22 protein-coding genes are annotated in these 21,227 nt (G+C 32.6%); 4 read left to right on the top strand and 18 right to left on the bottom strand.

The annotated features are described in order from the left end of the window. Window positions 1-490 precede the first annotated feature (490 nt). The 10 genes from BLE01S_RS07515 to BLE01S_RS07560 form a co-directional block, all read right to left on the bottom strand. Complete coding sequence (locus tag BLE01S_RS07515) at window positions 491-742, bottom strand: hypothetical protein (protein ID WP_145981929.1); 252 nt, start codon at window positions 740-742, stop codon at window positions 491-493. A gap of 409 nt (window positions 743-1,151) precedes the next feature. Then, entirely contained in the window at window positions 1,152-2,888 is a 1,737-nt protein-coding gene (locus BLE01S_RS07520) for an ABC transporter ATP-binding protein (protein ID WP_066139214.1), read from the bottom strand. Further along, a complete protein-coding gene (locus BLE01S_RS07525) occupies window positions 2,889-4,652 on the bottom strand; it encodes an ABC transporter ATP-binding protein (RefSeq protein WP_066139217.1) in 1,764 nt (587 codons plus the stop codon). Window positions 4,653-4,915: 263 nt separating this feature from the next. Beyond that, window positions 4,916-5,353 (bottom strand): GNAT family N-acetyltransferase, encoded by a 438-nt coding sequence (locus BLE01S_RS07530; RefSeq protein ID WP_066141016.1) that lies wholly within the window; start codon window positions 5,351-5,353, stop codon window positions 4,916-4,918. A 322-nt stretch (window positions 5,354-5,675) separates the two neighbouring features. After that, the gene (locus BLE01S_RS07535; protein ID WP_066139220.1) at window positions 5,676-6,611 is read right to left on the bottom strand and encodes a phosphotransferase enzyme family protein; all 936 of its coding nucleotides are present in this window, start codon (window positions 6,609-6,611) and stop codon (window positions 5,676-5,678) included. 389 nt (window positions 6,612-7,000) lie between these two features. After that, the gene (locus BLE01S_RS07540) at window positions 7,001-7,453 is read right to left on the bottom strand and encodes a GNAT family N-acetyltransferase (protein WP_066139223.1); all 453 of its coding nucleotides are present in this window, start codon (window positions 7,451-7,453) and stop codon (window positions 7,001-7,003) included. A gap of 74 nt (window positions 7,454-7,527) precedes the next feature. After that, complete coding sequence (locus tag BLE01S_RS07545; RefSeq protein WP_066139225.1) at window positions 7,528-7,929, bottom strand: hypothetical protein; 402 nt, start codon at window positions 7,927-7,929, stop codon at window positions 7,528-7,530. 347 nt (window positions 7,930-8,276) lie between these two features. After that, window positions 8,277-8,933, bottom strand: coding sequence for an HAD family hydrolase (locus BLE01S_RS07550; protein WP_066141018.1), 657 nt, complete (start codon window positions 8,931-8,933; stop codon window positions 8,277-8,279). Window positions 8,934-9,543: 610 nt separating this feature from the next. Continuing rightward, on the bottom strand, window positions 9,544-9,792 hold the full coding sequence (locus BLE01S_RS07555) for a P1 family peptidase (protein ID WP_066139228.1): 249 nt from the start codon (window positions 9,790-9,792) through the stop codon (window positions 9,544-9,546). A 456-nt stretch (window positions 9,793-10,248) separates the two neighbouring features. After that, complete coding sequence (locus BLE01S_RS07560) at window positions 10,249-10,569, bottom strand: DUF4181 domain-containing protein (RefSeq protein WP_066139231.1); 321 nt, start codon at window positions 10,567-10,569, stop codon at window positions 10,249-10,251. A gap of 235 nt (window positions 10,570-10,804) precedes the next feature. On the opposite strand from BLE01S_RS07560, the gene BLE01S_RS07565 reads away from it, so the two are divergent. After that, the gene (locus BLE01S_RS07565; RefSeq protein ID WP_066139234.1) at window positions 10,805-11,227 is read left to right on the top strand and encodes a hypothetical protein; all 423 of its coding nucleotides are present in this window, start codon (window positions 10,805-10,807) and stop codon (window positions 11,225-11,227) included. Between the two features lie 266 nt (window positions 11,228-11,493). Here BLE01S_RS07565 and BLE01S_RS07570 read toward each other — a convergent pair whose 3' ends face one another. From BLE01S_RS07570 to BLE01S_RS07590, 5 genes are all read right to left on the bottom strand, one after another. Further along, the gene (locus tag BLE01S_RS07570; RefSeq protein WP_066139237.1) at window positions 11,494-12,240 is read right to left on the bottom strand and encodes a class I SAM-dependent methyltransferase; all 747 of its coding nucleotides are present in this window, start codon (window positions 12,238-12,240) and stop codon (window positions 11,494-11,496) included. A 211-nt stretch (window positions 12,241-12,451) separates the two neighbouring features. Then, the gene (locus tag BLE01S_RS07575) at window positions 12,452-12,652 is read right to left on the bottom strand and encodes a hypothetical protein (RefSeq protein WP_066139240.1); all 201 of its coding nucleotides are present in this window, start codon (window positions 12,650-12,652) and stop codon (window positions 12,452-12,454) included. A 176-nt stretch (window positions 12,653-12,828) separates the two neighbouring features. After that, on the bottom strand, window positions 12,829-13,011 hold the full coding sequence (locus BLE01S_RS07580; protein ID WP_066139244.1) for a PspC domain-containing protein: 183 nt from the start codon (window positions 13,009-13,011) through the stop codon (window positions 12,829-12,831). Between the two features lie 217 nt (window positions 13,012-13,228). Continuing rightward, complete coding sequence (locus BLE01S_RS07585) at window positions 13,229-13,780, bottom strand: GNAT family N-acetyltransferase (RefSeq protein WP_066139247.1); 552 nt, start codon at window positions 13,778-13,780, stop codon at window positions 13,229-13,231. Between the two features lie 293 nt (window positions 13,781-14,073). Further along, entirely contained in the window at window positions 14,074-14,850 is a 777-nt protein-coding gene (locus BLE01S_RS07590; RefSeq protein ID WP_066141021.1) for an SDR family oxidoreductase, read from the bottom strand. Between the two features lie 1,060 nt (window positions 14,851-15,910). Between BLE01S_RS07590 and BLE01S_RS21105 the strand changes: the two genes are divergently transcribed. The 3 genes from BLE01S_RS21105 to paiA all read left to right on the top strand — a co-directional run bounded on the left by BLE01S_RS21105 (window position 15,911) and on the right by paiA (window position 18,057). After that, entirely contained in the window at window positions 15,911-16,381 is a 471-nt protein-coding gene (locus tag BLE01S_RS21105; RefSeq protein ID WP_238456038.1) for a DUF2726 domain-containing protein, read from the top strand. Window positions 16,382-17,060: 679 nt separating this feature from the next. Beyond that, window positions 17,061-17,513, top strand: coding sequence for a MarR family winged helix-turn-helix transcriptional regulator (locus tag BLE01S_RS07600; protein ID WP_066139253.1), 453 nt, complete (start codon window positions 17,061-17,063; stop codon window positions 17,511-17,513). 25 nt (window positions 17,514-17,538) lie between these two features. Continuing rightward, window positions 17,539-18,057 (top strand): spermidine/spermine N(1)-acetyltransferase, encoded by a 519-nt coding sequence (gene paiA / locus BLE01S_RS07605; protein WP_066139256.1) that lies wholly within the window; start codon window positions 17,539-17,541, stop codon window positions 18,055-18,057. A 922-nt stretch (window positions 18,058-18,979) separates the two neighbouring features. Here paiA and BLE01S_RS20970 read toward each other — a convergent pair. The 3 genes from BLE01S_RS20970 to BLE01S_RS07620 all read right to left on the bottom strand — a co-directional run bounded on the left by BLE01S_RS20970 (window position 18,980) and on the right by BLE01S_RS07620 (window position 21,171). Beyond that, window positions 18,980-19,438 (bottom strand): hypothetical protein, encoded by a 459-nt coding sequence (locus tag BLE01S_RS20970; RefSeq protein ID WP_066139259.1) that lies wholly within the window; start codon window positions 19,436-19,438, stop codon window positions 18,980-18,982. 400 nt (window positions 19,439-19,838) lie between these two features. Further along, a complete protein-coding gene (locus BLE01S_RS07615; RefSeq protein WP_066139262.1) occupies window positions 19,839-20,837 on the bottom strand; it encodes a hypothetical protein in 999 nt (332 codons plus the stop codon). Then, window positions 20,824-21,171: a PadR family transcriptional regulator gene (locus tag BLE01S_RS07620; protein ID WP_066139264.1), complete on the bottom strand. Its 348-nt coding sequence runs from the start codon at window positions 21,169-21,171 to the stop codon at window positions 20,824-20,826. Before BLE01S_RS07620 ends, BLE01S_RS07615 begins: the two co-directional genes overlap by 14 nt. Window positions 21,172-21,227 lie beyond the last annotated feature (56 nt).

A 21,227-nucleotide genomic window follows, 5' to 3' on the forward strand; every position in this document is an offset into this window, starting at 1 on the left:
TAAAAATACCAATCACTGAAACCCAATAAAGTTGATATCTCCCTTTGCCAGCAAAAATTGTTGCTACCATTGCTACAATTAAGGAAAAAATTGCAATTACAGAAAAAATTAGAATCCTTTTCACCTTCCTTAGGCCGTTATATTTTCATCACTTTATAACTGCTTTATCATTTTCAATAACTGCAGCTAATTTAAAACAAGAATTATCTTGCAATCGTCTAATTTTCCCTATGAATTCATCTTATCTTAAATGTGGACGTAGTTGTTTGAAAGTGCTAAAAGTAGGCGTTGATTCCACAACAGATTTCATTATTTTTACACTTGATCGCATTATATTTATCCCCTTATTATTTTATAAATCCCCTTAATTAATTCGTTATTCTTGTACAACTAACCCCCCTCCTTAATTAAAACAAGAAAAAAGAGCTTCTAAGCAGCCTTCAGTTAAAGGGTAATTATTCACAATTCCTGTGTAGTATATATTCATTTGTTATTTTGAAATATCATAGAGTGGATATTCTTTTGGTTGCTTATTCTTTGCTAAAATAAGGTATATTCCAAGAATAAAAGTAATTAATAAAATGACACAAATTACCCAATACATCGAGGGATAGTTATATATTACTGTTGTAACTCCATTTAATGTTATTTTTTCTTCAAGAGGATAATAATGGGCTTCTATTTTTAGATATGTTAATATTGCCGAAAAACTAAGAAATATTCCTACTGCACGTTTCATCATTTCCACCTCTTTAAAACCACTATTATATATTCAGTTTAACATAAAAAGGTAATCTCTTTCCTACTAACCTGCCCCTTTAGTTAAAGTAAGATAATAAAAGGCTGTCGCAGCAACCTTTGTTATTGTACTTTGGCACCCTTACTTTAAGCACATTGTTTCACATTCTTTACTACAAACTAGAATTAACATCTTAATTTTCTGCTCTGTTACGATACATATACAGAGTAATTGCATTTAATATTATTGCCAATGAGAAGATTTTCTGGAACAAAATTCCATCAAAAATTAAGACAACATCATTTTAATGGGACGGTCAGGAGATAGAAAGAGGTGGGTCTCAAATGCCTTTAATGTTGCCACTCTCTTCTAATCCATCATAACTTTCTCAGTTGTCGCAATACTCAGGACTTTATGAGCTTACTTTAACCGAGATATCTTCTTCTGAATTAATCAATTTATAATAGAATTCTTCTTTTTGCATAAGCTCATCGTGCTTTCCTTTTTCCACGACTAAACCTTGATTTAATACAAAAATACAATCAGCATTCTTGATCGTTGATAATCTATGCGCAATAATAATCGTTGTTTGTCCTTTTCGAAATTGGTCAATATTGTCTTGTATTTCTCTCTCCGTTATCAAATCAAGAGCCGATGTTGACTCATCGAGGATTAATATTTCCGGTTTTCTTATTAAGGCTCTTGCTATGGCAATTCTTTGTCTTTGTCCACCTGACAAAGTAATTCCCCTTTCACCAATGACCGTGTCATATCCATCGGGCAAAGAAAGGATATAATCGTGAATAGCAGCTATTTGACAAACATGAACCAATTCATCCTTACTAAAATTGTCTAGTCCCATTAAAATGTTGTTGTGTATTGTATCAGGGTATAGATAAGGCTCTTGAAAAACAATGGCTACTCGGCGGGCCCAATCTGAACGATCAATGTCACAGAGTGTGTGTCCATTTACATTGATCGCTCCTGTTAATGGATCAAAAAAACGAATAAGAAGCTGTGCAATAGTAGACTTTCCACTGCCACTTGTCCCAACTATCGCTACTTTTTTTCCTATAGGTATATCCATGCTCAATCTTTGGAGAATATCATCAGTCTCCTTATCATATTTAAAACATATGTGATTTAATTGGAGTGTTTCTATTTTTTCATCGATTTTCATTGATCCATTTTCCCATGTTGGTCCATCCATTACACCACGAACACGCTCAAAGCTTGCCATTTTACTTGAAAAGTCCATGGTCATATTAAATAAGTTTTGAAAGGTAGTCACTAGTTGGTTACTAAATTGATATAAGATGACAAATATACCAATAGACATTTGCCCTTGTAGTACCAAATATCCGCCATATCCTAAGATAAATACCGTGATTCCCCATCGAATCGGTTCACTGCTTATTAGTTGCAGGTTAACTAATCTTCCTTCCTTCATGACTGTCTCAAAATACTTTTTGAAAAATCTATTATATATATTTGTCTCCCATTCAATTCGATGGTAAGCAATTACTTCTCTCGTTGATGATATGCCTTCTTCGATATGAACGATTAAGTCCGATCGAGTTTTTTGCACCTGCTTAGCTTGATTTTTTAATCTAACGGAAAAATAGCGACCTAACCACACATAAACAATACAGCAAAGAAGACTAACAAATAGAATAGTAGGGCTGCTAAAACCGACAATACAGAATAACACAAGAGCAGCTGCTAATTGTTGCAAGCCCCTTGGAATATCATCGGCAATCATAGCTCCCACTCTATCAATATCACTCACAATATAGTGAACATAAGAACCTGTGCGTTGCTTTTGCAGAGACAGAGCAGGAATTTTATACATATGGCGCATAAAATCCTGTACAATATGCTCCGTAATGGTTGCTTTCGTTATATGTATTGTATGAGGCCCGAACGTAAACAAGAGGGAGTACAAAATAAAAGCAAGAATCATGTAAAGCAGGACAAAGTACAATTGGTCATAATTATTAGCGATCAGTACATCGTCAATTAAACGTTGCTGCAAACCTATAATTAATAGATTTGAATAGGATTCAGCAATCATCAATATTGTTGCCAATACAAGTAACCACTTGTTTGGACGTATATAGGTTGTTAACCATTGCAAATTCCTTTTCATTTAAGCACCCTCTTGCTTTTGTCCAAGTGATAAGTGGTAAAAGGCCCCTTTTTGTTCCATTAATTCATCATAGCTCCCACTTTGCAATACTTTCCCATTTTCAATCAATGCGATGTTGTCATAGTCTTGAATTGTCGATAAACGATGTGCTACTGTTATCGTCGTCCGATCTTGCATCAGTCGTTGAAGAGCAGCTTGTACTTCTTTTTCACTAATTGTGTCAAGAGAAGCCGTTGCTTCATCAAGTAATATAATCGGTGGATTTTTTATAAACATTCTAGCGATGGAAATTCGCTGTTTTTGACCACCAGATAATTTTACTCCCCGTTCCCCAAGTAGTGTATCGTATCCTTGTGGTAAATTGGTAATAAAATCATGTGCAAAAGCTGCTTTTGCGGCAGTTATTACCTCATCTTTAGATGCACCTGGTTTCCCAAACAAAATATTATCTTGAACACTGGCTCCGAAAAGATAGGTCTCTTGAAAAACAAAGCCAAGGCTTTCTCTTAGATCTTTAAAGCTTAATTGCTGAATAGGTTGATGATCCAATAAAATTCTTCCATTTGTGGGATCATAGAAGCGCCCCAATAACTTTAATATCGTGGATTTCCCATTCCCGCTCGCTCCAACTAGGGCAACCTTTTGTCCAGCTTGTATCGATAAATTAAATTTGTTCAGGACATTGGGTCCGTCTACATAATGAAAAGAGACATCTTCAAAGATGATATTTCCCTGTACCTTATTTCTGGCTATAGTATGTTCTTCTTCTTGGACTTCAGGAGAGATTTTTATAAACTGATATAATTTCTCTGCTTGATCCATCAACACTCTTTGCTCTGTTATTGATGTTACAACAGAAGTAAGAATATGCATCGTTTGAAAATAATATAGGAGAAACGCTACAAAAGCGCCTGTCGACATATCACTATTTAACGTAAGATGCGAACCAATAAAAATAATGGCGATCCCGCCTATATAATAGGACAAGCGGCGATTGGTACCTCTCCAGAAAGCAAACCAATACGTTTTGATCATCATTTTATTTAACTGTTTATGTCTGTTTTTTATATTTGCCAGATCCCAAGACTCGGCCGCATTTGCACGTATATCATGAATCGAAGTAATACTTTCATATACTTTTTGGTTAAAACGGACACGTTCATCGCCCATTTTTTTGCCATACTGGGAGGCTTTTCTCTCAAGATAAGGACCAAATATGTAATATAGAAGTAAGCTTGGTACGATAATTAAGCTTAATTTCCAACTAATAGAAACCATAAGAGTGATAGAAATAATGGAAAATATAAAGTTATTAATCATCCACGGTAGTAGTTGCCTGTATAAATTTTGCAAAGAGGCTACCTCTGTATTCATTAAAGCAAGATTTTCTCCCACAGGATGTTTTTCAAAATAAGCAAATCCTAATTTTCTTAAATGTGAATAAATAGAAAATTGCATATCTCGTGAAGCTTTTTCTTGAAGTGAACGTTGGACAATATTACGTATTGCTGAAAAAGTAATGATCAAGACAACAAGAATAACGATGAAAAGCATCAACCAAATAAATTCATGCGTGTATGGTTGTGTAAGAAACTCATCAATAAAATATTGAATGATTTTCGGCATAATAAGTTGAGAGCCTGTAATGACTAAACCACATACTATGACGAGGGATAATTTTAACTTATACGGTTTTAAATAAGATATTGCCCAAAAGTAGACATTCAGCAAATTACATTTGTCATTATTAAATTTATTAAACAAATGAATAACCACCTCCCATGCTCTGAATTTCCTTGTGAATTTATACACATTACCCAAAAGTTTGTTCATTTAAATCTATTACCATTACCTTCTTTAATAATTAGGTTTTTTTATTTATGATTGACTATTTAGAAAAATTGACCTAATAACAATACGATCATTAAACAATGGCCATTCTCATTCTTTACAAGTGCTAAAATGGTAATTAAATGTTTTTACTGTTCATTCATCTATGAACACCACCAATTTAGTTCATTGCCAAATCAAATAAATTCCCTTGTATGTTCAGAATTTACTTTAAACATTCCTGTCATATTAGGTGAGTAATTTTTGAAATCATATTTTTCGTAAAACTCAGCTTTTCCTTTTGAGGCAAACAAACCTATAAATGCCTTATCTGGAGTATTGTCCTCCAAATATTTCGTAAGAGCTTTCATAATTTCTTTGCCAATACCTTTTCCTTGATATTCGGGATGAACCACTATGTCTTGAATATAAAAATAAATAGCACCATCCCCAACAATTCTTCCCATTCCTATGATACGATGATTATTTTTAACAATAACAGAATATGCAGAATTCCGTATTGAAGTTTCTGCAACATCAAAATTCATAAAATCTTTCCACCCAACGCTTGAACATAAATATATATATTCATCTAATGTGGGTCGTGTATTTGTTAAGATCTCATAGCTTCTTATCACATTCTTATCTCTTTTCTTAGCCAGGAGTTCGACTTATTACACAATATTTCAATTTATTTCAATAAGAACTCTAAGTAATACGCTCACATCAATTCAATTAAAGAGATGATCAGTAGAAACTTGAATGCAATGTTAGCTGATGCTAACAGCTTTCTTTGCTCACATCCTTAAGGTCCTCCTTACAATAACTTATAAGTTATTTCAGAAAACGCCTTACTAACAAACAACATTCTAAAAAAAGCATTATGTGGAAACCAAGAACAATTAAAACTAGCTCACACATATTTTCCCTTCTTCGATTGTTTCCAACAAAAATTTGTTAAATAAGGATAGAGTGTTTATGTTCGATCCTCATTCTGAAATGGTTCATTATTCGAAATTGTTCCTCCGTTAACTTCTCTTTGTCCCAATACATATGCATTAAGCTGTACTCAAATAACTCCTTCAATTTAATAAATAAAGGAAGCTTCTCTAACATCTCTGGAGATAATTCATTTTCCTTTCGATACCCCTCGATTATTGCGTTTGTTATAGCACGACCATAATCAACAATATTACCGTTCCCGGCAAACGTATACTCTAAAGCACTATAGATCGGAACTGCTAAATCGAATATAAAAAAATGTTTCTCACAATCTTGAAAATCAATCATAGTCAATTTCAAATCACTATCAACCAATATGTTTTCTAACCATAAATCACCATGTAACAAACCATAGGTTGAATAACTTTTTGGTAGGTTTGTTATTGTAGATAAAACATCATGTGCAATTTCTCTTATCGTACTTTCTTCTTTAGGAATATATTTAAGAAAATTATATTCTTCGTTATCATGCCAATCATTGATAAACTTAATTGCCTTATTGTCTTCATATTCCTTTGACAGACGATGTAATTTACCAATTTGACGGCCTAATTCTTTTAGTACACTGGCATTCCATTTGGTTTTAGGCAAGTGTATACCAGGAGCCGCTTTATATAAAACAGTCAAAAGTTCCGTATCGATTATTATCTTTTCTACTAATTTACCATTTAAAGATAATATTGTTGGCGATACACCAAATCCTTTATTATATAAATAGTTTGTATAAGAAACTTCTTCTAATTGTTCATCATAGGTTTTATAGTTAGTTATTCTAGCGAAGAAATTACCTTGCTTTGCAATACATCGATACATTTCATTTGTAACTGATTCAACTTTAATAAAATCTAATGGGTATATCTCATTTAACAAGTCTTGTATCTTTCGTTCCATATAGCTACTCTCCCATCAATATAGGTAAGGACATTTTTCTTTAAGATACCATTCTGGCAAAAGCTAAGAAGGACTAATACAACGTTTTATACTATCCTTATATACCTACTTACTTCATGTTCTATCGTTTAATCCACTTAAGTTATTTCTTCTTTCTTAAAGATCCCAACTAACAACATAACAAGACCTATCAATACAATTTAGTAACCGATGCCAATTGCCATCATTAACCTCCTAAATTTTTGATACTAGTGCAACCTCATCACAAAATACTCCTCCATAATGGTCCTTTTGTTTAATTTAGCACTAATTTGGGGTACTCTGCATCGCTATTTAAATAAATAAGTAAAATTCTTATATCGCACCCTTTTATTCACCACTAATTCCTACTAATGAGATTTTGATATTTCCAATATGTGACTTGCTTTATGAATTCCTTCCACTTTAGAGAAGCCACATTTTATATACAAATTTTCGGCAGCAAGGTTATTAGTAGATGATAGCCTAAGTGTTCGAAAATGCTTCCTTGCTTCATCAATTATTGTGTTTAAAAGTCTCTTTCCAACACCAGTACCTCTTTTCTGACGTAATACATATAGATGTCTCACTCGGCCTACATAAGGAAAACTAAGATATGGATCAATATTGAGCCCTCCAATTCCAATAACTTTATCTTCTATTTTCGCAACATAAAGTGCTTCACCATGTCTATCAAATTTGTTATACTCCGCCGCATATTCGTCCACTAATCTTTTTATAAATTTATATCCTTCAGATAAGCTGTCATCTATGAGTATATTCAATTCATATTGATCGAGCGATGTAACTCTTTCAATTATCATCGTATCTTTCCCTCTTATCCTATAAGTTTGTCAATCATTTATATATTCTAAAACAGCTTCCTTAGCCCGTATATTTAATATTGTTTCTTCACATTGTTATATATTTCTATTGCCTGTTCATAGATATCATTATTGGACTCAATTTGATAATTTGCATCTCCATCTCTTAGTTGAAAAACCCCCTGATCATCTACCACTAATACCCCTGAAATTTGGTCATTATAAATAAATGTTATCGTTATCGCCTTATCGTAATTAATTTCTTTGTTTGTTTGTCCAACATATTCTATTTGATTGTAAGCATTCACAAGTGATTGAGCGGTTTCTTTTTTCACTTTATTTTTCCCTTCGTACATACTCTGCCCAAAACCAATATCAAAATAATCTGCTTTAATTTGCTTTAAAGGGTTATTATCACATCCGCTTACAATTAAAAATACAATTTGTATAATAGAAAAAAACATTAGTTTTTTCAAAATTTCACTCCCAACGATCTGTACTGCTTCACAACCTTATATAAATATTTATGTATCTACAACTGCATTAGAATGAACCAGGGATTCTGCTTGATCAGATATATGAACAACCTCTACATTAAAACAATTAAAGTTCCATCTACCTATTGTCCACGTAAAAAAGGCGCATTGAATAAACACATATATGATTATTTGCATACCAACTCATTTCCAGTCATCACCTTTCAGACTTAAATCCCACTTTTTTTAATTAAATCCTTTGCTTAATTACACAACGCCTTTTAAGTTCTGTTCACGTCCACCATTTCGATTAACTCGTTGTAATACGAAACCTATAGGGTTGCTTATTACGTAAGATAATTTAGTAGTCTATCAAATGAATTAATCTCGTCATATGGTTTTATTACTGTATCATTTTTAATCATGTGAGGATTGAACCATATGCCATTTATATTTATATTTTGACAACCTCCAATATCCTTTTCCATATCATCACCAATGAATAATGCAGATTCCGCTGGCACTTCAAGCCTATTTAATGCCAATTCAAATATGCGTTTGTCGGGTTTACTAAATCCCACTTCTTCGGAAATAATGATTGTATCAAAATAACGATTTAGATTCGTATTAATTATTTTAGCTTTTTGTCTCTGGGTTGTGCCGTTTGTTATAATTGCAACTTTAACATGTCTCTTTATTGAATCGATAATATTTACTGTTTGTTGACTCACAGAAAAGCAATAAGGAAAATTAGTATTCCAAAAATCTTGTATGGAATGGGTTGGTATCCTATCATTGGGGGGAAATTCATCAAAAAATGGTTCCAAAACCTTCGTTTTATTATTATCACCGTAGCAACTTTTATCATATTCTTTGAATCTCTTCAGCATTTTACCTTTTGAAGGATATTCAACTTCTTTATAACAATTTGCCAAAATCAATGAAAATAGTTTATCTACTGCTTGATCCCTATCTAGTAAGGTATCATCTAAATCGAATAGCATTGCTTTACAACCTCTCAAATATTTTCACTCCTTTTCTGGGGTAGCATTAGATAAATGTAGTTATCTGACTGTCTCTCCTTCTCGCGTTGTATAAATAAATCCTAGTTTGCACTAAGCAAATTATTCAATTATATAGCTTATTTGCGGAAGATTGATTATATTGAAAATCCAATCAATTTAGTACAGCAAGTACAACTACGTATGGTTTGTTATCCTTAGTCATCTGTCACTTACCGAAACATTTTTAATTTATCACTCTGATTATTAATAATCCTTCTTATTACTATTAAATTCAGCATCTTCCTTATTAAACTAAACTGCGTCATAGTTCGATTAGAAAAAGAGCCGTCAATTAGCTCAGCTATCTTCAAGTAACATTTCTGTTCACTAAATAGATTCGGCTTTCCTTTTTTTAAAAATCCCCTTAAGCAAATCGAGTAACTAGAGATAAATACGTTCCCTTTTAAGGTGCAAAATTAAAATCGGCTCTCTATTTGTAGTACCTTTGATGTTTTTTAGTTGTCGTTATTTGCATGTGTATTTATGCATTATGGAAGGAATTGTTACTTTCCTTCAAACTTTAATTCTAAACACTGCTTAAAACAGCATCCTAAGCAACTTCTGAGGCAATAAGTCCTACTGTATTTGCGTTTAACTGTGGATTCTCAACTTCATTTGTTGACACCATAAATGAAATATCCCCATCATCTATAATGTGAAATGGGTAATTGGCTCTAGCCATTGAAGTATGAATTTGTTTTGATAATTGCCGAAGAGTACCAGCAGTTAACTTTTCATTGGTAATGACTATTGTCAATGTTGTATTTCCTGATTCCCCTTTGAAGGGGAATTTATCCAAACTCGATTGGATGTGATGTCTTATATTATTACTCCTATCAAAAAATCCTCGAACTACTTTTCCAGTTCTAACAATAATCGCCCCGTAGAATTAACAACATTTAAAGGTGACAATGAATCTGCTGATGGGTTGGAAAGAAAAGCAATTGTAACAAAACCCAATACAACTAGGAAGAATAAATTTATACCATGTAATAAAGAATGTTCACGAAATCACTCCTTGTTAAATCACTACCCTAATCCAGCCAGTAGAAATGTAATGTTTTACTGAACATATCGATGACAATGCGATGACACTCAACGAATTGATATAAACTACAATTTGCGCTAATTTCGATTTTTACTTTATATATGTTAATTCTATCTCTGCTTAGATTTAAAACTTTCCGTAATAACCAATATTTTAATAATCTTTTTCAGTCAAGTAGTTGGGTTAAATATCCAATATTGTATAAAATCAATATGCATAATAGGAGATAAATAAGTGTAGTAAAAATCGCTTTGAATCCTTCAAAAACTTCCATTCCAGAATAGCTTGGAATCCAAATAATAGAACAAAATAGAATATCCAATACCACTTCATAACGTTTGTTTCTCTTGTAATAACAAACGGTAGAGTACTAATACAAACAATGAGGATTATCCCTCTTCCCCATCGATCAATACGTTTGCCGGGAGTTTCAGAAATTTTTTCTTTTTTTACACCAAGGATTTTATTAATACCATTTTCTGATACAATTATTAAAATAAGAAGAGCAGCAACCACCCAAAATCCCATAAATCTCCCCCCTATTAGCCTTTATCATGCCTTAATGGAGAAACCTGCTCTGACCGGTTATTTACATTAATTAGAATGCCAAACTACTCAGTTCTATTTTTATCCTACTGATCAAATATTCAATAATTCTATATTGTCAGTCAGGTTTAATCATAACCATAGAGCGCAACAAAATCTATCTATGTTTTCATAATAAAATAATCTCAGGTAATACTATTACCTGAGGTGATACCTTTTGCTACGCAAAACTGTGCTACTATTCATTTTTGTATTTTCCTTTTTTAGCTTTTTGTTGGTGAATGCTACTAGTAGTAAATATATTGAAATCCTTGATATTGATAATAATAAGATAACAGAAAAAATCCCAATAAATCGGGTTGCACAATTAGAATCTGAAAAATTCATTCAAACAATAAATAATGTTGTTAAGAAATTCAAACCTATTCCAGACAATGGTTATATGATTAAAATCCCTTTAGAGCCATCTGTTCATTTAGAAAATGAATGGGTAAACACTCTCATTAATGAAGTGATCGTTATCATTCCTAAAGGGGAAGAACCTTATTTACTCTTATTTGATGACGAAAATAACACCTATTTTTTCTCCTTTAAGGCTTCCATCGAAAAATTGCTTAATAATTTTGACATTTCCATTTAGAAGAGCTTCTTTTGTTTGTTAAGTTTTTTCGTTATTGAGCTATTCTACCTCGTTTTACGAACCAATAATATAAAGAAAAACAAAGCTCTAAGTGATATACATTAATGGTTCTGATTAGGGATATTGAACCCGCAAATATAGCAACTGTGACAATCCCGAGCACAGCTAAGAAGAATAGATTAAACCATGTTGCTTTATTTGATAAAGAATTAATATACTTCAAAGATACCTACGAACGCTGTTAAATAAAACTATCAAATATATCCTTACTTCCTTGCTATTATAAGAAACCTTTTAGAATTTGTTCGAATGCCTTTTGGTGTGTTATTATTTTTTATAAAATCATTCAACACTTCTATATCATCTGTTTCTTTACCAAAGTTAGGTATGGTAGGGGTATGTTTAAGTAGAAAGATAAGATCTTCCGGTCTTTGATAATAGTCAGTAGCATCATATTCAAAAGTAGTAACTTCAGAAAAGCCTGCCTGTTTTAATTCTCGGACATATTTTGAAAGTAATGCTCCATTTTCTTCATTTAATTGTCCTCGTTTAAATGCCTCTTTTAAATTTATTTTATCCCCTTCCCCTACTTGTTGAGTAAAAAAGTATCCATCTTTTTTCAATACTTTAGCAACTTCTGTTGAACTAAAAGGTGCATGCCGACAAGTAACTACATCAAAAAGCTCTAGTGGAAATTGTAATTCGTCAGATGACATTTGGAAAAAGCGAACATTTGAACTATTAGACTCCTTTAGGTTAGTTTGAGCCATTTCTATCATTGCAGAAGATAAATCAATACCAATCAAGAATAGGAATGAGTGTGCGATACTTAATAAATTTTCTCCTCCACCAGTTCCAATATCAAGTAGTACATCAGAGGATTTAGATTTTTTCCTTATTTCTTCATTAAAATCCCACAAAACCCCTTCTAACATAACTTGTAATTTGCTGAAATCCCACCCGTTTGTTTTGCCAACCTTCTCATAAAAACTTTTATAATCTAATTCATTCATGTTATTTTCCGCCTTTCAATATATAACGGAACGCAATCTAGCACCTTGGCTTTGTATTTAGATTTTGAATTCCGCAACTATCTTAGTAAATATATTTTTTGAAAGAGTGGCAGAATTCTCCCTAAATGGCTAGTACGCGTTTTCGCCAAACCGAAAACTAATATTCATATCGATGGTTACTTACAGAGTCACACAGTTAGTTTCATAACTTCTATTCTTTCAATTTCAACAGTTGAGCGATAACATCTGAACTACCTGGCATTAGCAAAAGAAGCGCCAATATAATACATTGAATACCAGCAACAAATAAAAATATTACGATTTTAACTGACCAAGATACATTTTTCCATAATGCACCTGTAATAAGAAGTACAACACCTATAAGGAGTAATAACAAATAATAAAATCCCACTTCATCACCCCTTACCGTTATTTTGTATTGTTTAACTCTTTAGTTAAAAGAGGGTCTGTTAATGCATTTAATCTAACAATCGCTTTCACCTTATAAACTATAATTTGACCTCCTATTTTACGGCTATGTCTCAAAACCCAATAGTTGAGTAAGCATAGATCAACACAATATATTCTTTACAAAGATCGAGGACTATTAGGCATTGTATTAGCAAGAATGATGTATATGAGTAAATTAGCCGGTAAAAAGATAAATATTAGCCTTACTCCTAACGAAGATATACCAAAATACTCAGCAATGCCTCCACAGACTCCAAATAAAGCCTTATCTGCTGATGATTTTCTTAGTTTATTTTGCATAGCAATTCCTCTTTTCGTAAATTATTAAAAACATTCCCTTCTTGAACATACCTACCCCTGTAGTTCAATAAGAATGAAATATAGGTCATCTATCTTTTATAAATAGCTTCACTTTATTTCAAGCCTATATTCGTTAGTTTGAATAAAAAATTTATTTATTTCGAGGAGGTCGTCCTTAACAGGTTCCGTTTGTTTAATAATTTAATTATTTAATGCTTTAGCATTCATCTTTGTGTAGATTGTAATGATAATACTGCTTTCCATCCATTTCTACTATTCCTATAACGCTAAATCCACATTTTTTAATCACTTTATTTGAAGCTGTATTGTGTGGAAGAACTACGGCATTTAATTGTTTAACATCCGTATTTTCAAACAGATATTTTATCAATCCCTTTACCGCTTGTGTAGTAAAGCCTCGATTTTTGTATTGTGTTGAAATAGCATAAGCAATTTCTCTGTTCGGTTCACTTAGTTCCTCTTTAATTCCCGTATTACAAAAACCAATAAATTGACCAGTTGCCTTTAATATAATTCCCAGCTTTAAAAATTCCTCATTTATATGAGGAACAACAGCTAGAAACTCTTTATTACTAGGTATCTCATAATTTGTAACCCAATCTAATCTTTGCTCCCTTGTTGAACGCCAATCTGGTAAAAATGTATACACTTCAGGTTGCGAAGTAAGTTCATAAATAGCATCCACATCCTCTATTCTAAATTCTCTCAGTAAGACTTCCCCGCAGTCTATCGTAAATACATTGTTCACATATCTCTCCCTTTTCCTTTGTAAGGATTCTTATTATCTTCCCTAATATTGATAGATAATCGTATGAGTACTGGAACCCAACTCTTTTTTAATTTCATTCATCTACACCTTATTTATCTTCAAATCCTCTAAGAACCTAGTATGTGAAATCGCCTTCAATTATGTGTTTCATCTTATACTTTAATGTAGTAATAGATCTGTTACTTAAATATAAGTACAATAGCTCGCAAATTTATATCTAGATTACTATTTAATAAAAAAAAGGCCCTAGGTAAAGAGCCTTTTTGTATAGTTTATCTTTTAAACCCACCTTCTGAATGAATAACCTGACCTGTAATCCAATCTGCTTCATCACTCACAAGAAATTTAATGATTTTTGCAGCATCTTTCGGTTCACCTATTCTACCAAATGGAAACATCGGTTTTAATTGGGTTTTTATTTCCTTTGTCATCCATCCAGTGTCTGTAGGACCTGGGTTTATCGCATTAACTGTTATACCTAATGGGGCGAGTTCAGCTGCCAATGTTATAGTTAGTGCATCAACAGCTCCCTTTGTTGTTGCGTATGCTAACTCACCAGGCATTGGTCCTTGAAATTGACCTGAAGTAATATTGACTATTCTTCCACCAGATTTCTTATCGAAGCGTTGAGCGAATAGACTACTTAATAGCGTTGTCGCACGAACATTTACCTTGTAATGTTTATCTAATTCCTCGGCAGTCAAATTAGAAAAATCATTGTTCGTTGAGTATGCTGCATTATTAATTAAAATATCCGGATAGCCAAGTTTTTCTACGACATTTATAAGTAGTCGTTCTGGTGCATCTTCTTCCGTTAAATCTAACTCCATACTTGATACCTTAACCCCTCTTTGCATTAATTCTTCTTTTAATTTTGATGGCTCGTCTAATTTAATACTCCAAGGCATTTCTTTATCATATTCCGTCCAATAAGTAAAAAAGATGTGATAACCCGTTTCAGCCAACTCCTTACAAATAGCTGCTCCGATCCCTTTTAAACGGCTTACACCCGTAATAATTGCAATTTTATCTTTTAATTGGTTCATTATCATATTCCTCCAAATGAAGGACGCATAAATAAGGTCAATAGAAGATATATTTATCCCACTAAAAAGCCAGACAACAAACGATGTCCATTCTTTTAAGAGGGTTTTGATACCAAACAACGCAGTCCTTGAATGATTACAGACAGTTAAATAACCCTCATAAATGAGAGTGAAATTTTATCTTATCCTATTTCTAATCATTACAAGTTCATCCACATTTGAATCTTTATCCCCTTTCCATATATCTCCACTATGTTTATTCTAACAACAAAAGAAAGTTATCGCAAAATTAGATTTATATTTAATTTGATTTTATTCTTATTTAAGTAATGTTTCGCTAGTACACCATTTCATAATCAGAATGTTTACATTAATATCATTGCCAAGTTATCATCCGATTCACTTATGTAAACTTCCTTTTATTTTAGTATATTACCCTGTCAAAAATTCGGTACCGTAAAATCTATCTTCATGCATTCACACCCCATTGTATTACCATTCTCTATGTTACATTGATTATAGACAAATTAATTAGTAAAATTATATGTATATAATTATATTTTTGCTTAGCAAAACTAGTATTCTTGATCAACTTAGGTGATTGTAACCAATGAATTATACTTTTGTGTTCTACCACTGAATGAAAAAAACATCACTTGTTAGACAGTTTACCAATTTATAGCTTCTGTTTGTAAAAATATCTATGTGGAGTTGATACAAGATCACTTTACAAAATAATGACAAGCTTGTTGTATTTAATGGCGAGATAATCTATTTCTTAAAAGATCGCTATAGCTGTGTGCATTTAATCAAAAGAAAAACTGTTTCAGCAGCTCCATTTGAGAATTATATAAATTTTATTCAATCTCTAAAAAAAAGATGGAAGAATAAATTTATAAAAGCCTATATTATCGACTGTGACAAAATCCTTAAGCCTTATGTATGGAGTACTGGAAACCATATAACGGAGCAAAGTGAAAAAACATCACCCAATCACCAAAAATATTTAGATTTTCTTGAGAAAAACAGAAAAGATATAGCATTTATTGGACGATATAAGGCTATGCGAACGAAAGGTATGCACTTATGTACGAGAGGACACGAATGGTTCATACAACCTATCAAAGTTAAAAATGGAGAAACGTGTCCTAAATGTAAAAGAAAGAGTAAAGAATCACACGGAGCTAATCTTATTACGGACTTGCTCGAAGAAAAGAAAATTCAGTTTGTAAAAGAAATGTGCCTAGATCGTTTAGGAAGTGAAAAACGTCTTTATTTAGATTTTCTTGTATGTAAAAATCATTATCCACTGTTTGCGATTGAGTTCAATGGTAAACAACACTATTCCCCCCTTAGAAACGAATTTTTTGGTGGTCCTAAAGGTTTTGCAGAAAGAAAAAAACGGGACTGGATTAAGCGTAAAACGTGTTGGAATATTGGTTTACCTGTCGTGGATATCCCATATACCGAGTCAAAGGAACAAATCCAAGAAACAATGGATTATTTTCTTGATTTGTTCGAGGTCAATCATTAAGATAATGATTTTCCATATAAAGAGAAAAGACTAATAAAGACCATCTCCGCCCCGACATGTAATATAACAAACATCTTAATATAAACGATTCGTAATCTCATTGTAATTAACTGATAAACTCCTTGTGATAATCTTAAATTTAGATTCAAGATACACCTAAAGGAGTTATACATCATATGAGCATTAAAGCTTTACTTTGTAAGTTTTACAAGAAACATAAATATAATTACTTCACTGATAAGTGTGTAAGATGCGGAAAAACAAGAAAAATATCTTAAACTCAAAACCTGACGTATACTTATGTCAGGTTTTTAACTATATATTCAATTTTCAATAACCGTTTAGTTATTAAAAAGCTAATACCGAATTATCTCATACTATTTTGTTTGTGGTACTTTAATGATGTATGTTTCGGTAGCATGAATATCGAGCTGTACCTTATTGTATTCACACATCTTCCATTCAAATATTTTCTCCACTATCAAGTCCTCATATAAACAGTCCTACCAAGCGAAAGAAATGCCCAAAGGTTGATATTAATCATGCTAATGTTGAAATTACTTCATACCTAACTCCATCTCCATTATATTTTTGTTGCAAATGCAACGAAATAAGTTTAAATTATATATATTGCATTTTGTTGTATTTGCAACATTTTTAAAAAACTAAGGAGGCCAATATGAAGGAAATCCTTCGTGAAATTGGAATGATCGCAAGGGCATTAGATTCTATAAGTAATACAGAATTTAAGGAATATGATTTAACAAAAGGGCAGTATTTATATCTCGTGCGAATATGTGAAAACCATGGGATCATTCAAGAAAAGTTAGCTGAAATGATAAAAGTAGATCGTACAACCACGGCCCGTGCTATAAAAAAGCTTGAAATGAATGGATTTATCGAAAAGAAAAATGATGTAAATAACAAAAAGGTAAAAAAAATCTATCCAACAGAAAAAGGAAATAACGTTTATACTTTTATAAAAAAAGAAAATGACTATTCCAATACTGTTGCATTAAATGGTTTTTCTGAAAGAGATATAGATACCCTTTTCCAACTTCTTCAAAGAGTGAGATGGAATGTAGAAAAGGACTGGGAATTTGTAAAAAAAGGAAACAAAAGAATTTATTGATTATATAAAGGAGCGGCATATGTAAATGACTATAAAAATAAAAAAATGCAATTGTGAAGATTTAGAAAGGCTTCAAGAAATAAGTATAGAAACATTCAACGATACGTTTAAAGATCAGAATTCACCTGAGAATATGAATGCCTATTTGGAAAGAGCTTTAAACTTAAAACAATTAGAAAGTGAATTATCCAATATTTCTACGCAATTCTTTTTTATTTATTTTAATAATGAAGTATCCGGTTATTTAAAGGTCAATACCGATGATGCTCAGACTGAAGAAATGGGTGATGAATCACTTGAAATTGAGAGGATTTATATTAGGAACAAATTTCAAAAACAAGGGCTTGGTAAGTATCTACTAAATAAAGCGATAGAAATTGCTATGGAGCGTAATAAAAAGAAAATTTGGCTGGGTGTATGGGAGAAAAATGAAAATGCTATCACTTTTTATAAAAAAATGGGGTTTATTCATACTGGAGCCCATTCTTTTTATATGGGTGATGAAAAACAAATAGACTTTATCATGATCAAGTCAATTAATTAATTTTGAACAGCGGCTTATTATGTGTATGTCTTAAGGAACAGTGGACAGGTTGCTGAAAATGAACCTTGCAGTTTACCAAGAATCCCACTCTCAAATATTGAAGTATGAAACAATAGCAGTACATAATTGGAATGATATGTCCATCTAAATAGATGGACATTGCGAAGATAGAAGAATAAAATTCCATTCTTTAAATAATAATTCATATTCATAGAAATTAAGGAAAGGGTTCCACCAGAGCATTCTTTTAAGTGTTCAAAAGCTCACATCACTGCACTTTACGAACTCTTGGCTTGGGAAAGTCTACGCACGACTTCAAGCGCTGTATCTGTGATGCAGCGCGATTGACGATATAAATATCAATATTAGCCTGGGAAGGTGATCCACCTTTACATAGAGTATTACATCGATTTTTATCTAGCTAAAAAAAGGAGCCCAACCTCTTACTCAAATACTCATGGGCCGATGAAAGGTGAACAGGAATAACCCTAACCTTAAGGGTTACCACTATTCCTAGATCTTTCCTATGAAGCAGACGTATAATTCATTTTTTAGGTAAAAACTCTTTAACTTTCCATCTCATCCTGTAATAAGCATTATTGCCGTTATTGGCAAACCTAACATCATAACAAACGGTAAGGATCCTTTACATTCTTTAAATGTGGTAAAGTCTGATTTCAAAGCCACAAAAAAATCTAAGTTCATAAAAACGAGCAATCAAAAATATGCTACGCTATAATAATTCATTCATATCAACATCTCTTATGAATAAACGTATATATTAATCAAGGTTAATACTCAACCATAAACATTTATTAAGCGAGAGTGTCGATTACCTTTAATTTTGTTGGCAAAGATAATACAGGAATGATTTGCGGACTAACCGACATAAAGAGTACCCTTTCTAGAGTATTTCCATATGTTATTTCAATTTTTCCGACTGCATTTTCTCGTGAATTTTTTCTTCTATCTTTTCTACATGCTCTTCCTTAAAGTTGCGTTTTGGCGTTGGATGAAGCCATTGTATTTTCCCCTCATGGAAGACCCCTTTATATTCATTACCTTGAATAGTTAGTTTAAATATATGTGCCTCTTGGGGTTTATCATCAAACATTGGTTTAATTTCAAGATCTTCTGTTTCGTCCGCAATCCCATGCTCCTGCATAAGTTGGTAAATCTGAGTTTCAAGTGATTTTAATTGTTCCTCTCCAAGATCCTGTTTTGGATGTGGATTTAACCACTGAATTTCTCCTTTATGAAAATGTCCGGTATATTCATTCTCGTTTATAGAAAACTTAAATTGATGACGCTCATACGTACGCCCTTCAAATATCGGTTCTACCTCTAACTCATTTGGCTTCAATTCGAAATCATCTGCCACCGTAAGACCTCCAATTCAATCATTTATTATTGTTTTGTCCCTAATCTGGTTAGTTATACATTAATGAAACCTTTCAACTTAAAAGTACATCCTTTTTGATAGTATTATCCCATCCAGATTAACTGACCGATTACTAGGAGCTTACCCTTAAAAAATTCGGGTTAAACAAAATGGCTTTGGATAGGCTACATGCTTTTCACTTTAGAAATTTTTTTGCACTCTAAGTTAATATAAAAAAGCCCATTTTCCCACGTTAAATTGAGAAGTTGAGCTTTTCTAAGGGCCATTTTCTTGAATAACTAATACGATTTAAGTTAGATGATATTATGGAAGATCAAAGACTGCTAAAATCGGTGTACACGTATTGAGCAAGCACTACTCTTTTATAAACAAATACGAATTAACGGATTCTAGCCTTACGAAATCCATCGAATACATTGAATGCCGCAGATAAAATAAATATGATTATTACGCTTCCCACTAGCCATGTTTCAAATTGCGTAGCTGTTGTGTTGAATAAACCACTCATATACGTAATAAATTCTTGATTCATTAAATTCGGATTGCTAAATATGACAATGAATACAACTGTTGCGATAAGCTCAAGAGCAGTAGTAAAGATTGCCATTTTCTTCGTCCATTGCCTCTTTATTAATTTGTAGAGAGATAACCCAATTTCGATTGCAATGATAATGAGAACAATTGGCCAATAATGAAGTAAAACATCTTGATTTAAAGCTGGGATCACGAATTCGAGTCCATCTCCGCCGCCTTCATATATACCTACAAGATGATTTGCATAAAAATAAAGGGTTGCCCAAATCGCCGTCCACATTAAATAGCCAAATACTTCGAGCTTCGTTATCGCTTTTTTCTTAGGAATATAAGGAATGTTTTTCAAATCTTCAGGTGTCCATTTTTTAAGGCTTGTGGATAATGGCTGCTGGTCTTTTCCTTTATCAGTTCTTTCTATGATGGCGAAAACAAGCGTTAGCCAGAAAAAGGTGTGGATGCCTACCTCAATAATTTTCCATATACCAAAACCAATAATATCTAAAAACACATTAATTACTGTTTCTTCTGCAGGATACCCTATAAAATATTCTGCAATGACCGAGATCAGAGAAATAGTAGCAGCAATCGGCAAAATCATTTTTAATAAAGAGGCATATACATCAAAATAGCGCGGTCCAATTAGATGCATTGGTTGATCTCGATATCCACTAGCTAACGCTGCTGGATTCCCTAATTTTTCAAGAATTACATTTACATCTTCCTCATTGTAATCATCGGGCAGCATATCCTCAATGATCGACCGTAACTCGAGTGCAATATCATCACGATTTTTTTCAGGCAGCCTGCCAGTGACTTCCTGTATATAAACCTCAATTAAATTCATCTTCCTTCTCCCCTTTTAATAAACCATAAAGTTCTTCCGAATTTTTAATCCATTCTTTTTTTAACTGTAAAAAGATTTCCAAACCGTATTCACTTAAAACATAATACTTACGGGGTCTGCTTTCAGATGTATCCCAACTGCTCGTTACTAACTCCTGTTTTTCTAGTCGGCGAAGCAATGGATATAAGGTGCTTTGATCAATGTTAATGCCAGATTCCTCCATTAACTGAACAAGTGAATATCCATACTGGGGTGTTCGTAATTGACTTAAAACGGCTAATGTCAGCGTTCCTCTCCTAAGCTCTGTCGTTAATGAATTCAATAAATTACTCATTCACCCACCTCAATTTATATACTATATGATATACACTATATGGTTTATACTATGTA

It is taken from the genome of Lederbergia lenta NBRC 16444 (genome assembly GCF_001591545.1).
In the GTDB taxonomy this organism is placed as follows: Bacteria; Bacillota; Bacilli; order Bacillales; family Bacillaceae_C; genus Lederbergia; species Lederbergia lenta.